At 45.1% G+C, this 15,851-nt stretch carries 17 protein-coding genes; 15 read left to right on the top strand and 2 right to left on the bottom strand.

Annotated elements, in window-relative coordinates:
- Positions 1–2 precede the first annotated feature (2 nt).
- From sctF to OH455_RS00015, 15 genes are all read left to right on the top strand, one after another.
- Positions 3–218: a type III secretion system needle filament subunit SctF gene (gene sctF / locus OH455_RS00085; protein ID WP_006962223.1), complete on the top strand. Its 216-nt coding sequence runs from the start codon at positions 3–5 to the stop codon at positions 216–218.
- Positions 215–532: an EscG/YscG/SsaH family type III secretion system needle protein co-chaperone gene (locus OH455_RS00080; RefSeq protein ID WP_045973543.1), complete on the top strand. Its 318-nt coding sequence runs from the start codon at positions 215–217 to the stop codon at positions 530–532. The genes sctF and OH455_RS00080 overlap by 4 nt, the downstream gene beginning before the upstream one ends.
- Complete coding sequence (sctI, locus tag OH455_RS00075; RefSeq protein WP_045973542.1) at positions 510–815, top strand: type III secretion system inner rod subunit SctI; 306 nt, start codon at positions 510–512, stop codon at positions 813–815. The genes OH455_RS00080 and sctI overlap by 23 nt, the downstream gene beginning before the upstream one ends.
- On the top strand, positions 812–1,540 hold the full coding sequence (gene sctJ, locus OH455_RS00070) for a type III secretion system inner membrane ring lipoprotein SctJ (protein ID WP_269979873.1): 729 nt from the start codon (positions 812–814) through the stop codon (positions 1,538–1,540). The genes sctI and sctJ overlap by 4 nt, the downstream gene beginning before the upstream one ends.
- A 2-nt stretch (positions 1,541–1,542) precedes the next feature.
- Complete coding sequence (locus OH455_RS00065; RefSeq protein ID WP_269979872.1) at positions 1,543–2,121, top strand: type III secretion system domain-containing protein; 579 nt, start codon at positions 1,543–1,545, stop codon at positions 2,119–2,121.
- Positions 2,118–2,771 carry a type III secretion protein gene (locus OH455_RS00060; RefSeq protein ID WP_269979871.1) on the top strand — a complete coding sequence of 218 codons (654 nt, stop codon included), beginning with the start codon at positions 2,118–2,120 and terminating at the stop codon, positions 2,769–2,771. Before OH455_RS00065 ends, OH455_RS00060 begins: the two co-directional genes overlap by 4 nt.
- Positions 2,772–2,783: 12 nt before the next feature.
- On the top strand, positions 2,784–3,797 hold the full coding sequence (locus tag OH455_RS00055) for an HrpJ domain-containing protein (protein ID WP_269979870.1): 1,014 nt from the start codon (positions 2,784–2,786) through the stop codon (positions 3,795–3,797).
- Between the two features lie 26 nt (positions 3,798–3,823).
- Positions 3,824–4,255, top strand: a complete 432-nt coding sequence (gene sicP / locus OH455_RS00050; protein ID WP_269979869.1) for a chaperone SicP — start codon at positions 3,824–3,826, stop codon at positions 4,253–4,255.
- Positions 4,245–7,976: a type III secretion system effector BopA family protein gene (locus OH455_RS00045; protein WP_269979868.1), complete on the top strand. Its 3,732-nt coding sequence runs from the start codon at positions 4,245–4,247 to the stop codon at positions 7,974–7,976. The genes sicP and OH455_RS00045 overlap by 11 nt, the downstream gene beginning before the upstream one ends.
- 106 nt (positions 7,977–8,082) lie before the next feature.
- Complete coding sequence (locus OH455_RS00040; protein ID WP_206372880.1) at positions 8,083–8,466, top strand: hypothetical protein; 384 nt, start codon at positions 8,083–8,085, stop codon at positions 8,464–8,466.
- Positions 8,442–10,487, top strand: a complete 2,046-nt coding sequence (locus tag OH455_RS00035; protein WP_269979867.1) for an EscV/YscV/HrcV family type III secretion system export apparatus protein — start codon at positions 8,442–8,444, stop codon at positions 10,485–10,487. Before OH455_RS00040 ends, OH455_RS00035 begins: the two co-directional genes overlap by 25 nt.
- A complete protein-coding gene (locus OH455_RS00030) occupies positions 10,471–11,790 on the top strand; it encodes an EscN/YscN/HrcN family type III secretion system ATPase (RefSeq protein WP_269979866.1) in 1,320 nt (439 codons plus the stop codon). Before OH455_RS00035 ends, OH455_RS00030 begins: the two co-directional genes overlap by 17 nt.
- 4 nt (positions 11,791–11,794) lie before the next feature.
- Positions 11,795–12,187 carry a hypothetical protein gene (locus OH455_RS00025; protein ID WP_269979865.1) on the top strand — a complete coding sequence of 131 codons (393 nt, stop codon included), beginning with the start codon at positions 11,795–11,797 and terminating at the stop codon, positions 12,185–12,187.
- Positions 12,180–12,626 (top strand): hypothetical protein, encoded by a 447-nt coding sequence (locus OH455_RS00020; protein WP_269979864.1) that lies wholly within the window; start codon positions 12,180–12,182, stop codon positions 12,624–12,626. The genes OH455_RS00025 and OH455_RS00020 overlap by 8 nt, the downstream gene beginning before the upstream one ends.
- On the top strand, positions 12,619–13,452 hold the full coding sequence (locus OH455_RS00015; RefSeq protein ID WP_269979863.1) for a hypothetical protein: 834 nt from the start codon (positions 12,619–12,621) through the stop codon (positions 13,450–13,452). The genes OH455_RS00020 and OH455_RS00015 overlap by 8 nt, the downstream gene beginning before the upstream one ends.
- A 172-nt stretch (positions 13,453–13,624) precedes the next feature.
- On the opposite strand, the gene OH455_RS00010 is transcribed toward OH455_RS00015, so the two are convergent.
- Both OH455_RS00010 and OH455_RS00005 read right to left on the bottom strand, forming a co-directional pair.
- On the bottom strand, positions 13,625–15,040 hold the full coding sequence (locus tag OH455_RS00010; RefSeq protein ID WP_269979862.1) for a leukocidin family pore-forming toxin: 1,416 nt from the start codon (positions 15,038–15,040) through the stop codon (positions 13,625–13,627).
- Position 15,041: 1 nt separating this feature from the next.
- Entirely contained in the window at positions 15,042–15,548 is a 507-nt protein-coding gene (locus OH455_RS00005; protein WP_269979861.1) for a cytolysin secretion protein, read from the bottom strand.
- Positions 15,549–15,851 lie beyond the last annotated feature (303 nt).

Genomic DNA, 15,851 nt, shown 5'->3' with positions numbered 1-15,851 from the left:
TCATGGATCTTAATGCAATTATCAATCAATTGTCCCAAATGTCAGCTCAATCTGCTCAAGACATTAAAACAAAAATGGCACAAGCGGACCCGAATAACCCTGATCAAATGCTACAAGCTCAATTTTCGGTTCAGCAATACTCTAATTTTCTAGGGTATGAGAGTGCTTTGATCAAAGCCGTGAAAGATATGGTGCAGGGGATCATAGCGAAGATATGAAAAGTTCAGACAAACAGCTGCTTGTTGAAGCTGCGTTGGCGGCCGCAAACCACGGACTCGAAAAGCAAGCACTTAGCATACTCAATGCATTTTCATCGCTGATTGAAGATGAAGGAGATAGACGTATTTGTGCAAGCTTGATCTACTTTGCTTTGGACAAAAGAGCTCAGGCGATTCGTTCCCTTAATGGGTTAGATACCCCTCAAGCTGAAGGACTGCGCTTTTTGTACTCCTCAACCGCTGAAAGTGCAGACACGCAAAAAATTTGTTCATTGATAACCGGAGGTTCACATGGAACTGAGTGCAATAGCTAAGGCAACATATTCGGCTCTGGAGACACAGACAGAGACGATCAATCCGGACAAAGCCATGGTTGATAAGTTCAGTCAATTGATGCAACAGAATACGCAGGAAACATCCAAGCTCAATGATATTGTCGGCCCAATGCCTAACTCCAATGCGCCAATGGGAATTTCACCCGATCAGGCCATTCAGAGCCAAACCATGGTGACAAGAGCGCTAGTGGAAGTCGATCTGGCAGCGAAAACAGCCGGGAGCCTATCTCAATCGATTAATAAACTGGTGACAATGCAATGAAAAAGTTCAGATGGCTAGCCTTAGTGATGGCTTTGCTGTTGACAGGTTGTAAAGTCGAACTCTACCAGAACCTGCCGCAGTCTGAAGCCAACCAAATGGTGGCATTGCTCATGCTCAATCATATTGACGCAAGTTCAGAAACTGACGCAAAAACGGGCAAGGTAACGCTCAAGATCGAAAAAGATCAATTCATTAATGCAGTCGAATTATTAAGACAAAATGGTTACCCGAAGGCTGAATATGTCGGTATTGAACAGCTATTTCCTTCAGGCCAGCTTGTCTCTTCTCCCGCTCAGGAAGAGGCCAAAATGAGTTATTTAAAAGAGCAGCAATTAGAGAGAACGCTATCCAGTATGGATGGTGTCATCAGTGCACGGGTCTCTATTGCTCAAAGTGACAAAAATGCGTCTACAGGGCGAACGGTACCGAGTGACAAATCGGCGGCTGTTTACATCAAGTATTCACCGGAGGCGAACTTAGGCAATTCAGAGTCTCAGATTCGGAATTTGATCAAAAATGCAGTCCCAGATCTGCAATATGAAAACATCAGCCTATTCTTACAGCCCGCAGACTTCCGTTATCAGCCAGTCGTAGAATCTAGCTCAGACTGGGATGATGTTCAGAACTGGGTGGTAGCAAACAAAACCCCAGTGACCGTTGGTTTAGGCAGTGTACTCATTGCTGGCGTTGCTGGGTTGGGGCTTAGCCGAAGGAAAGAGGGCTGATCATGTCTATTGATACGCTATCACTAAACAAAACACTGAGGCAAGTCAGCTCAAGGTTGCATGCGCAATGGTGGTCAAAGCTGAATTTAGAGCCTTGGCAATCCATTCCGGAGCGCAACCCGTTGGTGCGTCAGCGTCTTGATAGTGCCATCCTAAGCCGCGTCGAGTGCCAATCGATTTGGTTAGAAGAGTGCTCAGAGGAAATGAAAAAGTGGCTGCCTGTATTACCAAGGATTTCTCTATTGGCGACAGCTGCCGGACTATTGTCGCAAAACTGCCCAGATTACTTGTGGGATAGCACGTATCGACGAGTCCTATTGCAGACATTTACTCAGACTCAAATTGAACAATTAATCGCACTATGGCCAGCAGGCTCTGAGCCACCAGCATGGTCTGCGAGCAATGTACTGGAACAGGCAGAGCGTTTTAGTACCAGCGCTATTTACTCCATTTGGAAGGATCAACCTTTTTGGTTGCTACTTCGCCTGAGCTTACCAGTGCTCGATACCCCGATAACACTTACTCAGGAGGATACTGAGAAGGTCGAAAGTTGGATATTTAGATTGGAGCGTTTTCTATGAAGCCATTCACTATATCAGTAACACATTGTGAGCTAGATAAGTGTGGCAATACGGTGTCAAAGCAGCAAGTAGATAATGCCATTCGCAGAAAACATTGTGAATTGAAAGCGCGTCAGCGCATTGCCGCCATCGTTCGCCATGCACGTTTGAAAAGAGATGAAGCTCATCAACAAGCAGAGCACATACTTCAGACAGCTCGTGAAAAATCGCAACAATTGGAAACCGCATGGCGAGAGCAAGCGCAGAAAAAAGCTGTGAGTGAGTCCGTTAGTTGGCTTGTAGACCAAGGCGAACTTGAACGGAGTTTAATAGAAAACCTTACAGGACGCATCCGTCAGCAAGTTCGCAAAGTGCTTGAGCAGTGGTCCACAGAGCAAGACATATGTCAGTTCTTGGTTAAGAGGATAAGTGACCAAATTGCCTATCAGGTAGATAAAGAAAACCTGACCCTGTTTGTACCACAAGCACACTATTTGAGATTAAAAAAAGAATTTGGTGAGCAGTTGAATGTGCAGATCAAAGCCGAACTTAACCAAGCACAAGCTGAGCTCACGTCTGACTGTCTGGTAATTCGAATCGATCTGGAGCAGCAATTACAGATATTGCTTGATTCGTTTTCAAAGGCTTCAGATCAACAATCAACCGCTTGAGAGAGTTTTGCAATGAGAGTTGAAGGAAACACAAATACTGAATTTCATGCATTTCCGCAAAGTACTGCCTCGGCGGCACCAGCCAATGAGTCTACTGCGACTTTGGCAAGCGCGGCACTAGCCGAAGTAAGGGCGGAAGCTATGGAGGAAACCATGGAGGGGTTAAGCCTTGGACTTAGTAGCATGATGAAGCGTATGAACCTTGCATCAAAAGCACAAGATCCAATGATGAATGGAATAGAGAAGCTTCTTCAACAAATGGATAAGCTAGCACGCCAATCTATAAATCGGATCTCAGAGCAACTATCACAAATGAAAGACGCTTCTCAGATATTCACTGCGCTGGAAAAATCGGGGTTAGACAAAGGAAAAATGGCACTGGTTTTAACCTCACTGCTTGGTTTCAAAGGCCTAGATCCCGAAATAAAAAAGCAGATTAAAAAACGTCTTATGACTTTGCTCGCCGAGGAAGAAATAGAGCTAGAAATTATCGCGGCGGCACAAGGAATGAATGTTGATAAGAACGGCTTACGTGCGGTACGCCAACTGTATCAGCATGCTAAACGTGGTGAGAAGGGCTTAGCTCATTGGTTTGAACTCTTGGAGCGCCATGAAAATCGCCGACAATATATTCGAATTCTAATTCGCTCGATGGCAGAGCCCCTTGATGAAGGACAGAGAACGGATGATATGACCAAAGTGGTGGCAACCATTAATGATCTTAAACGATTACTACTTTTTCTCACGTTTGAAGACCACTGCGTGTCGCTGGCTAAGGCCATGGCGTTGGAACCGCAATCGGTGATGTCTGCCACGATAGAGCTGTTAGAGCAATCTTGGATTTATCCCGACGCCTTGTCATTGATCATCGGCCGATTAGCGCTGGTGGATGAGCGTCGAGTTATTTTTTTACGGCGATGGAAAGAGCTGATGGCAGTCATGTCAGAAACTTGTTACCGAGATCCCGAACAAAAAGAGCATGTTCAGGAAGCCATGCTGGAACTTTTAGATCAGTGGAATGAATGATCAATCCGTTAAGGGGGAGAAAAACGATGAGTCATGAACTATTGCTAGCTCGTCTTGGCGAAAAATTAGGACTACCGCTGGTTTTTGACCAGTCAAATCAATGTCTTTTGCTTTGGGATGAGCAGCTTATGGTGTCGATTGCACCGAAAAATGACGATTGGGTGCTGAGATGCATGTTGACCAAAGTTGAACCAGAAAATGAAAGGGAGACCTTCAAACAAGCACTGAAGCTCAACCATGAGTTAAACAAGTTGGATAGTGGCTATATTTTCTTTGAGGAGAGCAGTCGTGCGCTCCTGTATCAGTTTGTAATTCAATCTCCTCAAAGCGGTGATGAGATCTTCGAACAACTGACAGACGTGGTTAATCAATATGACCAATTGCATAGCGAATTTCATCAAGGCCATCCACTCAATAAACATGTCACATCCTTAGGAGGCGTTTGCTATGCCGATTGAATTAAACCAATTTACAGCTAATGTCGACAATAGCCAGCTAGTATTGAGTGATAATGCTTCTGGCGATCCGGTTATCGTCAAATCTCAGTTCAGCTTTGCTGAAAAGGTGATGCAATGGCTAACCCAGATTCCTTTACTAAGTGATCTGAGTGCAGTTCAGGAGTTTGTCCAAAAACAAACCGAGGGAAATCTCAAAACACTGGGCGTGTTCCTGAGTGCGCTTGCGCACGAATACGGTGAAGAGTTTGCTGGAAAGGTAGCAAACAAGATGGATTTTAGTGGCCAGACACCTCTAACATCTCGCTTGGTCAAACAGTTGACGCAGGGCTCGGTGAGTGTTGAGAAAAAAGAAACCCAATTACTTCAGAGAGATAATAGACAGATTCAAGCAGACCGCAAAGCAGTGGAAGACTCAAGGTTACCGACGAGCACACCGATGTCAAAATTGGAACAAGCTGCAAAGTCTATCACTGGTTATTTGTGCCCAGCGCCATTGCCTTCGCCAAGCTCTCTCTCTTACATGAGTAGTTTCTTTTACAGCGAAACGGCCACTATGCAACGCCTTCAAAAGGAAGTCTCTGCCTATAATCAGGCAATCAAGACAAGTACGCTTGATGCTGAAGCGCATAAGCTAGCTCAGATTTTCCAGAAACCGCTTCCGTCTGAAACAGTGACCGTTAGTATTGAGACTTTCTCAGCAAAAGTCGACCAATTAAAGGAGACTTTAGCAAACGTTGAATCGGCTATTGATCAGCTCGCTAATGATCAACAGAACGATGTTAAGCAGTTAAAGCGAGTAATGTTTAAAGAAAATGATAGGCTTGATGCAATAAAATCATTAGCAAATATTTACCGACAAGCTTGGCAGTCAGAGTCGGAGGATTATAAAGCATTTTCGACCTTTTATGAGACTTGTTCACCTGCACTTAAATCGACGCTTACTCCAGAGTTAGCAAGGTTAAGCTTTGAACTCATTAACAACTCGCCAAGTTTAGATAGTGAGACCTTAGCTAATCGTTTATCAGACAAACTTGTTCAATATGCTTCCGATATGTCGACAGTTAACTTAAGAGTATTGTCGGAAGTGTTAGCCGAAAAAGTGCCCTTATTAGCAGATGATGTGTTTATGCCATTTCCTAAAAAGGAACAAAAGGCGCAACTTGGAGCCATCAATCTGATTAAACAAGCACTTAAGCAAAGCCGTACTGAATTACTGGAAGAACAAAAAGGTATCGAAGCCCGCCTAGACATACCAAGTAAAATCAATCAGCTTCGCCACAGTGCTGCTGTGTTTGCAAAAGAAATGCAGCAGTTTTTTGAGTCGGATTCAACGGTAGAAGATCAATTCTCTGCCACTTTAGCTGCGTTGACAGGCAACGTTTGGTTGGTTGTAAAAGGTGACAACCTACTGCCCGATGAACTGACCGATTACGATGACCTAGATCTTACAGACCAGATCAGAAATGAGCTCGACCAAATCCATATCAGCGACAAAACACGCAAGTTAGCTGAAGACGTTATTCAAGCGCAACATCGTCTCTCTTGGTTAGACAGAGAGAACAGTGTCACTCATGAACGAAATAATCGAGCTGGCATTAATATTTACGCGGATATTGAAAGCAAACAACTGGCTGACAACATAACTCAGAACTTAACGTTGTACGCAGATTATCTCGATGAAAAAGTCAGTGCGGCAAAATCCTATGTAGCCTCGTTAGATGCTTTAGCGCAGGAAACGATTTGTGACGGCGTAACTAAACAATTGATCGTTATGCGATCAGAGGCCGAGCGACAACTCACAAGACTGACTAACCTCGCAGAACAGTGTGGGACTGTACAGATGGCGCAAGATACGAAAGTGTTGCTGGGCAATAAGCTAACACGTCTAGATACCATGTTAGATCGAACTGTCGACGCCAACACCAAACGGCTTAACCTGCAGGGATTTTTGTCTTTCTTATCGCCTTTGAGAGCCAACAATGACCAGGTACGAGCACTCATACTGGAGCGTGAAGAACTACAACTTGAGTTGAATAAGCAAGAAAATTATGTGGTTGATCTACATGGTAAAAACTGGAGAAATCAACCTGATATATCGTCAGAAAAAGAAGTGGCAACGTTGAAGCGCCTTGAGTTGAGTATGGCGTCTTTAGTGCAAGACATCGAACTGCTTGATGACGAATACGAAAAGTCCATGTTGGAACTGACTCGCTTTGATCGCGAAGTGACAAAGGAAAAAGGTTACCCTGGTGTCAGCGGCAACAGTTTAGAATCTTGGTCTGCCTGGGTAAAACAGAATGTAGCTGGCCATTGGTCTGGCGATTATCGTCCAGATTTAAGTACTCTAATTCTGGAACGTCAAATGGCGAAAGTCGGTATACAAAGCTATACCGAGGCTTATCAAAAGCTTTATTCTACTTTGACGTCTGGTGAAATAAGCTCGAACTATCAGGGTGTTATGAACACACTCGGACAATTGCATAATTGGGCCATGGCACATCCTGTGGAATCACAAGCGCTAGCGGGTAACCTTACACACGCCTATCAAATAATCAGTTCGAACAGTGGTTGGTTTGGCAACGACCTCGCGGCTATGGCCTCCACAGTGTGGAAAACAGGCAGTGTCGAAAATCAAGTGAAAGATATTCTTCAAGGAAGACGCGAGTTCTTACCTAGTCACGAATCTATGTCTATGACAGCAGAAATGATCGCGTTAATTCATTTGGCGCAATGTGCGCCATACATTGCTGGTGCCGTGAAGGGGGCCTCCGGAAGTGGTGTTATCGCAACTGGAGCCAGTCAACTTGTCGCGGCGCTCGTTCCAGGGGCTCCATTAATGAAGCCGATGGCGAGTATGATAGGTGGCCTGGTCCAAACCTGGTCGGAACGCAAAATGGCCAACGTTGTAAACCGAAATCGGTCAACTGAAGTAATGGTCAATGCTTTGATGGCTGGTATCCATAAGCAAGGCAGTTTTAATGACCGCGCAAAAGCTATCGCGTCTTATGCAATGCAACGCCAGGCGCTGCAAGACATCGGCACCTTGTCCAGAGATTGCTTCGAAACCAGCAAAGCGGGTGCGATGAGCCGAATGTGGCAGGATGCAAAAAATACATGGCAAGAAATGAACTGGAAAGCTAAGAGCTTTACCGTTGCAACGACCGCCGCCGTTTCTATTGGTGCCGCGGCAATAGCAGCACTTAGTGTTATTGCCATCGTCGGAACAGGAGGGATTGCTATTGCTATTGCGGCGATTGCTGGCGCCTGCGCGACACCGCTGGGTGCTCTTCTTGCCAGAACCGCGCTAAATTTGATAGCTTCAACGAATTTTCTTGGCATGAATGACGCGCATAACAGAGCAAAAGAAAACATGACTCAACAACGTATCGATGAAGCGTTGCAACGGCTTGCAAATAAAACCAAAGACGATCAGCGTTTGGGAGATTTACTTGGTGACTCACTCAAAGATGCGGGACAATTGATTCAGCTGAATCATCTACCAGAGGATCAGCAAGAAACGTCATTTCGCTATCAAATCGCGAGTATTGCTTCGGAACGCGAACAGCAGGTGATTGAACAGAATACACTGAGCAAAGCAAAACTGATCGAAACGGCTAAGTCTTATGTTCCTGAATCATTATTAAAGGATGAGAACGGCAATATTGACTGGGAAAACTGTTACCAACAAGTAGAACAAGCGTTAGTCAAGCAGGCCGCTTAACACATACCGCCCCGGTTGAATCCGGGGCTTATTTCAGGTGTAGACCTGATACCCCACGCAGCATAATCCCCGCATGATAGAACCATAGGTAATAGATGGGACGGTTATGGATCTGCAAATCACGAGAAACATTGAACAACTGATTGCATTGCTCAGGCTGCCAGCAATTCGAGTTTCGGACATCATAGAAATACACCAACAGCCTTTTGGGCTAAGACTCGAAGTACAAGGGAATCGACTTATGCTGACTTCATGGTTGTTAGCATGTTCGAGCCACAATCTGGACAATGCTCTCAAGCGAAATCAACCTGAACGTTTCAGCGGATTACCTCAACGTATTTTTCCTATTGGTCAGCAACTGTTTATTAGCGCGTTATGCCCTAAACAGTTTGACGCACATCAGTGGTTTCGTTTGTGTCAGAAGCAACGTCAGTTTCTAACACAGTTAGGTGGAGGAGAGTCGTTATGTCAATCGCAACACGTTGGTTAGCAAAAGTAGCCGGAAGACAAGACATCATACTCAGCGCTATGCTGGTAATCGCCGTATTTATGATGATTCTGCCTTTGCCGACCACCTTGGTGGACGTGCTGATCGCCGTGAATCTCGGTATGTCGATTATCCTACTTATGATCGCTATTTATATTCGTGATCCATTGGAGTTTTCCGCATTTCCCTCGATGCTACTCATCACCACCTTATATCGTCTCGCACTCACCATAAGTACCAGTCGTCTGATTTTACTTCAGCATGACGCAGGGGAAATCGTCTATACCTTTGGGGACTTCGTCGTCGGCGGCAATTTAGCTGTTGGTATCATCGTTTTCGCTATTATCACTATTGTTCAGTTTATCGTCATTACTAAAGGTTCGGAGCGCGTTGCAGAGGTCAGCGCCCGTTTCTCGCTTGATGGTATGCCAGGCAAACAAATGAGTATTGACGGTGATATGCGTGCTGGAATCATTGATGCTAAAGAAGCTAAGCGTCAGCGTTCAGTAGTTCAAAAAGAGAGCCAACTATACGGCGCAATGGATGGCGCGATGAAATTCGTAAAAGGTGACGCGATCGCAAGCGTTATTGTGATCTTAACCAATATCTTCGGGGGTATTGCTGTCGGTGTACTTCAGCACAATATGTCGGCTTCTGAAGCACTAAACACTTACGCTATTTTATCCGTCGGTGATGGACTTATTGCTCAAATACCTTCGTTACTTATTTCTATTACAGCCGGTTTGATCGTCACTCGTGTTCCTGGGGAGACTAAAAATAACCTTGCCAATGAGTTGGTTCAACAAGTTTCACGTCAGCCCTCATCGCTTCAGATGGCAGCGGCGGTAATGTTTGTGTTTGCGGTTATTCCCGGCTTTCCTTGGTTCGTATTTGGACCGCTTGGTTTAGCAGTATTGGGGGCATCTTTCTGGTTAACTCGAAAAGAGAAAAACAACGAAGATCATCAGGGTTTTGTTGCCAGTGAGAATGTCGAAGCTAACGGAGAGCGGGATATGACCCCTGGAGCAGTACCGCTTATGTTGGCAATTGGCCAAGACCTAATGGAAGAGAACCTAAGCAAATCTTTACAAGCTCTCAGATGGAAACTGTTCGAAAAGCTTGGCCTACCTCTTCCTGAAATTCAGGTGCAGGTATTGCGCAATGGGCGTCGAGATGAGTTCGAATTACTGTTGTACCAAGAACCCGTGATAACGCTCAATGTAACACAGCAACAAATATTGACCCTGACAGATATTGATGGTTTAGAAAGTCAACAAAGCAAACTAGCGTTTAATCAGCAAATTTTGCATTGGCACCCACTCGAAGCATTGGAGACAATCCAACTCAGTGGGCATGACTATTATCAGGGCAATGATATATCCATTCATTTAGTCGAAATGGTTGCCCAACATTACGCCAAAGAATTTTTGGGTGTTCAGGAAACACGTTACCTTATGGACTCCATGGAAATGCGCTATGCGGAGCTAGTCAAAGAGCTGCAACGCTTGCTTCCCATCAGCAAAGTCACTGAAATTCTCCAGCGTTTAGTTGAAGAAAATATCTCAATTCGGGACTTGAGAACCATCTTCGAAACGCTCGTAGAATGGGCTTCAAAAGAGAAGGACACGATTATGCTGACAGAGTATGTTCGTGTGGCTTTACGCAGACACATCCGCCGGAAATTCACAGCAGCAGAAGGCTGGATCCCAATGTTGATCATTGGAGACAGTATCGAAAATCAAATTCGCGAATCCATTCGTCAGTCGGCGGTTGGCGCATACAGTGCATTAGAGCCAGAAGAAGAACAACACATCATTGCATTGATCAAAGACAAATTGCCTAGCCGGATGCCATGTGTGTTGTTGACTTCATTAGACGTAAGGCGATATCTGAGAAAGATTGTAGAGCCAACTATGCCGATTACACCTGTGTTGTCTTTCCAAGAGATAGGCGATGACGCAAGCATTAAAGTCATCGCGCAAGTTGATACATTAGCGGAGGTGCCAAATGCGATTGCCGGATAAAACAGATTTAATCGAAGCGCTTAATCAACAACTGTTCCCCGAACTGCCTTTGGTGCCAACATTTCGCCGGTTTGGAAAAATCTTGGAAGTCACGTCGACCCTAATTCGTGCCACCTTACCAGGGGCTAGGCAAGGCGAGCTTTGTATGATTGGTCACGACCTTAAAGCAGAAGTGGTGGCCATCAATGGAGAAGAGGCGTGGTTATCCCCATTTCGCTCAACAATTGGTATTGGCACTGACATGCAGGTCGAGCCCATGGGGCATGGGCATAGAGTAATGGTCGGTGATGAATTACTTGGACGTGTCTTGGATGGATTGGGTCATCCTTTGGATGATAGTACTTGGGTTGGGAAATGGCGAGACAATCACGGCGAAGCCCCCGATCCATTAAAGCGCAAGTTGATCAGCAAGGTGATGCCGACAGGTGTCCGTGCGATTGACTCAACACTTACGTTGGGTATAGGCCAACGGGTTGGCATTTTTGCCGCTGCTGGTGGAGGAAAAAGTACCTTGCTTGGTATGTTGGCTGGTCACTGTGAAGCGGATGTCATTGTGCTGGCTTTGGTCGGGGAACGAGGGAGAGAAGTTCGAGAGTTTATCGAATATTGTCTTCCGCCTGCCGCAAAAGAAAAAACAGTTTTGATCGTCGCGACATCAGATAAGCCGCCTTTGGAACGCATGAAGGCAGCAGTAACAGCCACGACAGTTGCAGAGTATTTTCGAGACCAAGGTAAGAATGTATTACTTATGGTTGATTCATTAACTCGTTTTGCACGGGCGGGCCGTGAAATCGGCCTTGCCGCGGGTGAACCACCCGTAGCTAACGGGTTTCCGCCTAGTGTGTTTGTCCAGCTTGCTGCTCTACTTGAACGAGCTGGCCCTGCACCTGTTGGCAATATTACCGCTATCTACACTGTGCTGGTCGAAGGAGACGATATGAATGAGCCTGTTGCCGACGAAGTTCGCTCAATTCTTGATGGTCACATTGTGTTATCACGCAAGCTAGCTGGCGCAGGACATTATCCAGCCATCGATGTCAATGCTAGTGTAAGCCGTGTTATGGAGCAGATTGTTACCTGCCAACACAAGAATGACGCCAAGCACTTAAGACAATTACTCGCTCTCTATCAGCAAGTACAGTTACTGATCCGTGTAGGGGAGTATCAGCAAGGGCAGGATCCGGCCACTGACGAAGCGATTGCAAAATTTGACACAATCGAGCGCTTCCTTTGTCAGGGCGCGAACGAGCCGTCATCACTAAGAGATACACTTCAGCAGTTACATCAGCTAAACGGAGGATAGGTGAGTGAAATTATCCAGTCAGGACATTGACCTTATTGAACAACTGCTTCATGTGCGCAAGCGAAAAGAAGAACGATTGCAAGCTCAGTGGAACCAACTTAAAGCGCAACAAGATGAATGCAAGCGTGAAAAGCAAAAATCGTATCAGGAGTGGCTTGTTTCCAGGGAAAAACTTGCCAATCCTCAACAAACTGAAGATGTCATGGATCGTCGCCAACTGAGGCAACTCTTGGGAGAGAAGCAGAATCAGTATATGGACGAGCGTTCTAAAGCGGAATCAGTCGATGATTGGCATAAACGAATAGAGCAACTGGAACGTGAAAAATTGGAACTCTGGACTCAGAAAACACGGTTGATACGAGGTCAGGAAAAGCTCAAAGAGGTACTGGATGAGTAACAGAATTGCGCAGATTGAACGTCCTAGATGGCGTGTCGGAAGTGTTGCAGGTCGTCATGAGGCAGATCCTGAACTTAAGCAACGATTTATGACCCTATTCCACAAACGGCAGAAAGTTGATTTACCTGCCGATAAGTCGGAGGTTTGTGGGCGAATTCCGTCTTCAATCTTAAATGAACTATCGTCAGTGAATCGTGTGGCAACATGGGGAAACGCTGAAATATACAGAGCTCAAAATAGCCTCACATTCAAATTGCTCAACGGCCCAATGTCGGGATTGATGATCACCGCCCAATGGATGGCACAAGACGTTTTGATCAATTTGAAACCGAAGAATCAAAAACAACGAGACGCCCTGACTCGTATCATGCCGAAAATAAAACATCGTCTGAGTGAATCCACGATCCAAATGACCATAGAGGTAAATCGTTATGACTGATCTAATTGAAATGAGTAAGGTGATTGGCGCTGGCTTAGAGAATCAATATTGTCGTATGTCGCTACAGAAAGTGGGGGGAGAAGGCCTGTTTTGGTCATATCGAAGTGATTCAAAGAGCGGCATTTGGTGCAGCCATTCGGACTGGAACCATGGTGTTACTGAGATAACCGCGATTGAATCTTTAAGCATGATTGCGGACGATTTGCTACCCACATTGGTTGCTGCCATGTTTTCAGCCGTGAGTATTCCTTTTATCAAAGACATTAACACTCAAAGTGCAGAATGTTGCTTACTCGATGGCATTTATCCCGTGGTTCAATGTCAGGGTTATGAGTTTGTATTGGTAGGTTTTAACGCCACATGGCTAAAGCGCCTGACGACCAATTGGACACGTTTTTCAGGACAAAGTATCAAGTTGGATGTGCCTTTAGTAGCGGGCTACACAACGGATATTGAGTCAATCACTCAAGGTAATGGAGTGTGGCTAAGAGAGGGCCTGAATCCGGATGAGGGCAAAGCGATTTTGTGGTGGGACAAGCCACTGGCAATAGTCCAGTTTGAGGGAGGAGAATCATGGTCTGTAGAGCATGTCTTCGCACCGTACTCATTCTCTGAAGCGGTAAGTTATATCCAGATAGCTTCACTCGAAGTTAATTTGCCCGATTTGCTGCAATTAATGGAGGGGCAAACCATCGAAGCGCCACTGACCTGCGAAACCGCGAGTAAGCTTGTATTCAACAATCAATCCATTGCCGCGGGTGAACTCTTAGTCAGCCAGGATGGTGTGCTTTTCTACACGAATGATACGATTACTCGAGCGGCGTGATACTAAGGATATTGGGAAGTTCAGCCGATTTATAGATAAGTTGCTCATGACGCAGGAATGCATCAACCAATGAATAGTGATGCGTTGTAGACGGAAATAACTTCTTTACCGAGCGAACTAAAGAGACTAAAAAATGGAAGGCAAAGCCTTCCATTTTTGGTTCATGACAAACTTAAAGTTTGATTTGCTGGAGAGTCGGTTTCCATCTAGCGTGTGTCGCTTGATCTTCAGGAGTCACAGCAACGTTACGACCATCCAAGATATTCAGCACGTAACGCTTATCGCTGCCATCAACATAGCGACTAATCAACTTATCATTTTCCCAGAACCATTTTTGGGCAAGATTAGAGCTGCATGACTCAACCGTCAGATTCTTATCTTCGGAAACCGTCAAGCAGCGATCTGGTGCAACACGGCTGCGGTAGCGCTCATTACTATCTAGTCCCCAAGTCTGATTCCAACTTCCATGACAGCTCCAGCCATCAACTTGACCGCCCTCAGCTTTCTGATCACCATTGATGCCATAGACGTCCAGACACAGGTCGTTATTGCTCAATGACTGCAAGGTCACATGAGCTTCTGCTTCAAAGAGTGGGTGGCTCCAATCTATGCGAACCGTTCGTGGAATTGACCATCCCGTCGTCGCCCAACCACCTGGGCCATAGACCGAGAACAGTGCTGATGGGATAACATCACCATAACGGGCTTTAGCGACAAACTTTGCGCCAATTTCAAAATCCGTTGTTCCGTTCTGAGAAACAGGAGCTTCATAAATAACGTCATAGTTGGGCTTGAAGTTAGCGTAAGAAATTGGGTTGAATTTCGATTTATCGAAAACCCAGCCGCTTCCCCAGTGTGCTGACGTAAAGTAGCAGCCAAGCTCTTCACGGCGGAGTTCTTGGCACTCATCAAACTCACGCTCAAATGCAATGTTAAAATCACTTAATGAAGAACGGTTGTTGACACGGTAGTCTTTGGTATCAAACACCAGTGTTTTTTCGTTCTTATAGCTGAATGAACCACTCACTTCTGCACTGACTTTAGGGCCATCTTTGCCCACTTCTGCGCCAGCTGAGCCATTAATACCGATCGAGTAGCCATGTGTATCGCGGTGCTGGTAGTTTTTATTTTCGTTATGAGGAAAGTCACTAACTTTCTTAGGAACGTAACCTGATACAGGTTTTACCCACAGTTCATAGCTGCTTGCAAATGGTCCAATGTAGGTGCGGCGATTCGCCCAACTTTGGAACCAGCTATGATCTTGCTGAAGATCATCGACGAGATGGAAACCCGTTCCAGCTTTGTCCGCCTCAACGGTGAAACGTACTATCTTAGCATCAGGTGTAAAACCCTGTGAAGTGGAAGACTGGACAGAACGCATCTGTGAAACATTGACTCGAATATCGACAGAGGCACCAGCATTACACCAATCTCGCTTTGTGTCGAAGTCTTTGCTTGTATATAGATTACACGTTAGCTTTGAGCTGGTGATATAATAAACTTTTTCAACAACAGGGACGTATTCGTCCGCGAACGCATTGATAGAAGCCGCAAGCAAAGAAAAAGTGAAAATTGTAGAAGTTTTCATATTATTCACCTCCGAAACCAAGACGATCAAGTGCATGAACTAAAGACTGGTTAATGCTATCCAACTCAGCCGATGGGCTGTTCACAGGATCACCATTCTCATCGCGCACATCTGCAACGATGGAGTTGATAATGTTGTCACCTTGATATATCCCCGTAACGACAACAGGCGCATCACTACCAAGCCCTGTTAGCGATTGGCTAAGGTCAATCTTAGCGTCATACCCTGAGACTTGTCTGAGGTCGATGACAACGGTATCTCCTTTGACAACATGGGACTTAGCCAGAGCAATATCATCATCCGAAGCCGTTGCAACATTAATATAGAGTGCATCATTATTGGCCAAATTTCCGTTATACAACTGAGTTGACTGCTGATAGTGCTGAGTGATTGACTGCGAAATCTCACTTTCACTTCCAAGTATCTGAATATCAGCAAATGCATGTGCGGCAAACAAAGAGGAGAGTAGGGCAAGTGTCCCTAACACTATAGTTTTGTTATTGTGCATACAAAGATCCTCGTAAAGAGTTATTACTTAATAACAATTCAAACGTCAGTTAACTTTCCATGATATTTTGATGTCATCCTTGAGCGAGAATAAATACCACTTGGAATCAAGCTATATCCCAAATCAATCCCCGTTCCCTATGTATTAACATGATAAATACATTCCTGAGAAGAGATTTTTTAGACGATTTGTTTGAATTCTTATATGATGACACCAATACAAAGTGTGATCTTAAGCCAATTCAAGCCCAGTACAAAAACACCCCCACACTGATCAAAAATAATACAAATTATGTCTCATTAA

It is taken from the genome of Vibrio sp. T11.5 (assembly GCF_027587155.1).
In the GTDB taxonomy this organism is placed as follows: Bacteria; Pseudomonadota; Gammaproteobacteria; order Enterobacterales; family Vibrionaceae; genus Vibrio; species Vibrio neptunius.
The sequence above is the reverse complement of the archived record's forward strand: the minus strand, read 5'-3'. Positions and strand labels throughout refer to the sequence as shown.